Source organism: Tundrisphaera macrotermitis (assembly GCF_051175315.1).
In the GTDB taxonomy this organism is placed as follows: domain Bacteria; phylum Planctomycetota; class Planctomycetia; order Isosphaerales; family Isosphaeraceae; genus Tundrisphaera.
In genome coordinates this window covers 2,724,344-2,728,619 of record NZ_CP195100.1, presented here as the reverse complement: position 1 = coordinate 2,728,619, position 4,276 = coordinate 2,724,344, and the positions used below count along the sequence as shown (strand labels likewise).

The following is a 4,276-nucleotide window of genomic DNA, read 5'->3' as shown; positions in this document are numbered from 1 at the left end:
GCCCCGGCCCGAAGTGAGCAGATCGCAATTCTCGGGTCCTCATGATCTACCCGCCTCATAGAGGCGGCCAATGTTTCCAATATCACGAGGAAAAGTTGACAATCCCTGTGGTGGCGGCCACCTTTGGTAGACCGATGATGTCGAGGCCAATGCGAGGCTGCCGTGAAACTCCGAAGCGAACTGATTCGCCAGTTCATCATCGAGCAGGTCGGTGAGCATCCGAACGATCTGGCGAACCTGGTCGCGCAGGAATTCGCCATCAGTCGCCAGGCGGCTAATCGTCACATCAAGATCCTCGTCGAGGATGGGATCCTCGAATCATCGGGCACGACCCGCAGTCGTTCTTACTCCCTCAAGGTGATCCGGAAGCGGTTCGCGTTCCCCCTGAAAGAGTTCCGCGAGGAGGACGTCGTCTGGCGGGAATACGTCGCCCCGAACATCGTGGGGATCAAAGAGAACGTCTACGGCATCCTGCAATATGCGTTCACCGAGATGTTCAACAACGTCATCGATCATTCGGGCGGGACCGAAGCCTTGGTGGTTCTGGAATCAAATCCGGCGAAAATCTCGATCACCGTCATCGACGACGGGGTTGGGATCTTCGAGAAGATCCGGGCCTTCAAAGGCCTGCGCGACCACCGCGAGGCCATCCTGGAACTTTCCAAGGGCGGCCTGACGACCGACTCGAAGAATCATTCCGGCCAGGGGATTTTCTTCACATCGAGGATGCTGGACGAGTTCATCATCTTGGCCGATGGGCTCTTTTATATCCGGAACGCCGAGAAGGACGATTGGCTGATCGAGACCTCGCCCGATCCATCAGGGGGAACCTTCGTGAAGATGTCGATCGCGACCAATTCAACTCGGACGACCCGCGAAGTCTTCGACCGCTTCGCCGACGTCGATTATGGCTTCAAGAAGACCCACGTCCCCCTGAAGCTCGCCAAATACGGGGAGGAGTTGCTCGTCTCGCGATCGCAGGCCAAGCGGGTCCTGGATCGGTTCGACCGATTCGACGAGGTCCTCCTGGATTTCAAGGGGGTCGATTCGGTCGGTCAGGCGTTCGCTGACGAGATCTTCCGCGTCTATCGAAGGTCCCACCCCGACACGAGGATCATCGCGATCCACACGAGCGACCAGATCGAAAAGATGATCAAGAGAGCCCAATCCGAAGACTGAACCCTGCGGTTAAATGACCCCATTCGTCCGCAGGAAGTACAACCCCGTATAGACCTTGGGGTCGACCAGGGCGCCTTCCGCGACCCGCGCCCGCAGCCAGGCGTCGACCTCGGCCAGGGAGACTTCCTCCACCCGGATCGACTCCGAGCCGATGCCGCCGCCGGCCCCGACGCGTCGCAGTTGGGTCGCCAGCATGATCGCGATGATCTCGTCAACCATGCCGGAGGAGGTGGGGCCCCGGGTCAGGAACTCGACATGGCCGGGCTCGAAGCCGGCCTCCTCGATCAGTTCCCGGCGGGTGGCGGTCTCCAGTTCCTCGTCCTCATCCCCCTCGGTGTCGCCGACGAGGCCGGCGGGGAAGCCGATGACGATGCTGTTCACGGGGACCCGGTATTCATGGGTCAGGACGAGCTTGGCGTCGTCGGTGACGGCGGCGATGAAGACGGCCCGGACGGGGCGGGCCCGCTCGGCGTATTCCCAGCCGTCCTTGCGGACCAGCCGGAGGTGCTTCCCTTCGCCGATGACTTCGAGTTTCTGGTCCACGCGGCACCTCACCTCGTTGGGATGATCGCCAAAACGAGCCCAATCGCCCGGTCGGGCCGCCCGGTGAGTCGGCCAAAACGAACCCAACGACGGTCGCCCGGGACTTTCGCGAAACGAACCCAACGCCGGGCCGGGGCTCAGCCGCCGTCGATCCACTGGTCGGCCTCGGCGAAGACCTGGCGGATCTTGGCGTGGTAGAGGAGGCGGGTGATCTCGTCGAACGTGCCCCAGCGGAACCAGTGGCCGGAGGCGTCCTCGACGTGCTCGATCGACTGGATCGGCGGAGCGTCGCTCAGGACCTCGACCAGGTAGTAGGTGACCGTCTTGAGGACCTTGCGGCCGCGGCGGACGTAGGTATAGGTGAGGCTCCGCTCGAAGCCCTCGCGGAACTCCCAGTCGACCAGGCCGGTTTCCTCGTGAAACTCGCGGCCGGCCGTGTCGCGGGTGGTCTCGCCGGCCTCCATGCCCCCCTTGGGGAACTCCCACTTGGCGCGGGGGTTCCGCACCGTGGCGGAGTGGAGGACCAGATAAAGCCGGCCCCGGTCCTCGGTCCGCCGGTAGGGGATCACGCCGGCGGAGTTTTCGTGGATGGCGGTCATGACGCGGGGGTGTCCGGCGGCTCGTCGCCATCGGGGTCGCCTTCCTCGCTCACGGCCACCAGGCCCAGCACCATGCCGGCCGTCACCAGGTCATCCTCGCGGCCGTGGATCGCCGCCAATCGGCCCGACGAGGGGGCCGGGACGTCGAACGTGGCCGGGCCGACCAGGACCTCGACCAGCCGATCCCCTTCCCAGACCCGATCTCCGCGCCCGGCGAACCAGTGGCTGACCACGATCGGGACGTGCGGACCGGTCCCCAGTTCGGGCAGGACTACTGCCTCCAAACGCATGGCGAACCCCGTCGATCGGACTGTGGGGGATGCGTCCGGCGGGCCCTATTGGCGTCGGTCGCTCCCCGATCCCTTCACTGTAACCCGTGGCCTCGCCTTTGGCCAGAGCATGTCGCGTGCCGACTTGCGGCCCGACGCGACGCCCCCTTCCCGCCGGCCGACCGGGGCCGTTAGGATGGGTCATCGGTCGGCGCGGGAGCCGGTTGGGTCGTTGGCGCGGGGAGGTGATCGCGATGCGGACGGGAATCGCGGGGTTGGGGCTGGCGGCGATCCTGATCGGGGGGGCCTGGGCCGGCCCGGTCGACGAGATCCCCAGGCCATTCGCCCCGTTCGAGCACATGGTCGGGTCCTGGAAGGGGACCGCCACCCCCGCGGCCAACCGGTTCAAGGGCTGGCAGGAGACCCACGGCTGGGCCTGGAAGTTCGACAAGGGGGTCCCGGTCGGGATGACCGTCGCCTTCGAAGGCGACAAGGCGATTGCCAAGGGGCAGCTCGCCTACGACGCCGCCTCCAAGACCTACACCCTGGACGGCACCGACGCCGAGGGGAAGCCCGCGAAGTTCGCCGGCTCGTTCAGCCCCGACGGCAAGGTGCTGACCCTCAACCGCGCCGTCCCGGGGTCCAAGGCCAACGAGCGGCTGGTGCTCCGGCCCAACAGCAACAAGATCCGCTACACCCTGGAACTCAAGCGGCAGGAGCCGGGGGCGCCGCAGTTCAAGGACGTCTTCTCGGTCGGGCTGACCAAGGAAGGGGAGTCGTTCGCCGCCGGGGGCAACGCCGCCAGCCTGCCCCAGTGCATCCTGACCGGGGGTGCCGCCACGATGACGGTCAGCTACCAGGGCAAGAGCTACCCGGTCTGCTGCTCCGGCTGCCGCGACGAGTTCAACGACAACCCGGAGAAGTACGTCGCCAAGGTGGCCGCCCAGGCCAAGGACGACAAGGGGAAGCCCGCCGACAAGCCGGCCTCCTCGAAGGGGGACGACGGCTCGTTCGACGGGCTGTTGGGCGAGCCGAAGGCCAGGGCGAAGCCGAAGCGTTGATCGAGCCGAGGTCGATCGGCCCCCGCCGTCCCGCTTACTTGGAGCCGGCCAGGGCCGCTTCGATGGCCTGGGTGACCTTGGGCGAGTCCGGGGTCTCCTTGGGCTCGAACCGGGCGATCACCTCGCCGTCGCGGTCGACCAGGAACTTGGTGAAGTTCCACTTGATGTCGCCGGCGAACTTGGGGTTGGTCTCCTTGCTGGTCAGGGTCTGGTAGAGCGGGTGGATCCCTTCGCCCTTGACCTTGATCTTGCTGTAGATCGGGAAGGTGACGTTGTACTTGCCGGTGCAGAAGGACTTGATCTCCGCGTTGGTGCCCGGCTCCTGGGCGCCGAACTCGTTGGCCGGGAAGGCCAGGACCTCGAAGCCCTTATCCTTGTACTTCTCGTAGGCGGCTTCCAGCCCCTCGTACTGGGGGGTGAGGCCGCACTTGCTGGCGGTGTTGACGATGAGGACGACCTTGCCCTTGTGGGCCTCGGCCAGGTTGACCGGCTTGCCGTCGATGTCATTCACCGTGATGTTGAGCGGCGAGGCGGGCTTGCCCTGGGCCGGCCCATCGGCCATGGCCACCAGGCCGCAGGCGAGGACCAGCGAGGCGGCGACGATCGGGGCGACGCGTTCCATCAT

Annotated in this window: 6 protein-coding genes; 2 read left to right on the top strand and 4 right to left on the bottom strand. The window is 65.6% G+C overall.

Annotated features, from left to right (window positions below; all coding sequences use genetic code 11):
• Window positions 1-162 precede the first annotated feature (162 nt).
• Entirely contained in the window at window positions 163-1,179 is a 1,017-nt protein-coding gene (locus tag TA3x_RS10980) for an STAS-like domain-containing protein (RefSeq protein ID WP_435021122.1), read from the top strand.
• A gap of 9 nt (window positions 1,180-1,188) precedes the next feature.
• Here the strand turns inward: TA3x_RS10980 and TA3x_RS10975 are convergent, their stop codons facing one another.
• The 3 genes from TA3x_RS10975 to TA3x_RS10965 form a co-directional block, all read right to left on the bottom strand.
• A complete protein-coding gene (locus TA3x_RS10975; protein ID WP_435021120.1) occupies window positions 1,189-1,722 on the bottom strand; it encodes an NUDIX hydrolase in 534 nt (177 codons plus the stop codon).
• A gap of 137 nt (window positions 1,723-1,859) precedes the next feature.
• Complete coding sequence (locus TA3x_RS10970) at window positions 1,860-2,321, bottom strand: bis(5'-nucleosyl)-tetraphosphatase (RefSeq protein WP_435021118.1); 462 nt, start codon at window positions 2,319-2,321, stop codon at window positions 1,860-1,862.
• The gene (locus tag TA3x_RS10965; protein ID WP_435021116.1) at window positions 2,318-2,611 is read right to left on the bottom strand and encodes a biotin/lipoyl-containing protein; all 294 of its coding nucleotides are present in this window, start codon (window positions 2,609-2,611) and stop codon (window positions 2,318-2,320) included. Before TA3x_RS10965 ends, TA3x_RS10970 begins: the two co-directional genes overlap by 4 nt.
• 233 nt (window positions 2,612-2,844) lie before the next feature.
• On the opposite strand from TA3x_RS10965, the gene TA3x_RS10960 reads away from it, so the two are divergent.
• Entirely contained in the window at window positions 2,845-3,651 is an 807-nt protein-coding gene (locus TA3x_RS10960) for a YHS domain-containing protein (protein WP_435021114.1), read from the top strand.
• 34 nt (window positions 3,652-3,685) lie between these two features.
• On the opposite strand, the gene TA3x_RS10955 is transcribed toward TA3x_RS10960, so the two are convergent.
• Complete coding sequence (locus TA3x_RS10955; protein ID WP_435021112.1) at window positions 3,686-4,276, bottom strand: glutathione peroxidase; 591 nt, start codon at window positions 4,274-4,276, stop codon at window positions 3,686-3,688.

What these genes read in the sequence shown, in the direction of transcription:
- TA3x_RS10970 (WP_435021118.1), bottom strand. Translation starts at nt 2,321, where the DNA reads ATGACCGCCATCCACGAAAACTCCGCCGGCGTGATCCCCTACCGGCGG.
- TA3x_RS10965 (WP_435021116.1), bottom strand. Translation starts at nt 2,611, where the DNA reads ATGCGTTTGGAGGCAGTAGTCCTGCCCGAACTGGGGACCGGTCCGCAC.
- TA3x_RS10960 (WP_435021114.1), top strand. Translation starts at nt 2,845, where the DNA reads ATGCGGACGGGAATCGCGGGGTTGGGGCTGGCGGCGATCCTGATCGGG.
- TA3x_RS10955 (WP_435021112.1), bottom strand. Translation starts at nt 4,276, where the DNA reads ATGATGGAACGCGTCGCCCCGATCGTCGCCGCCTCGCTGGTCCTCGCC.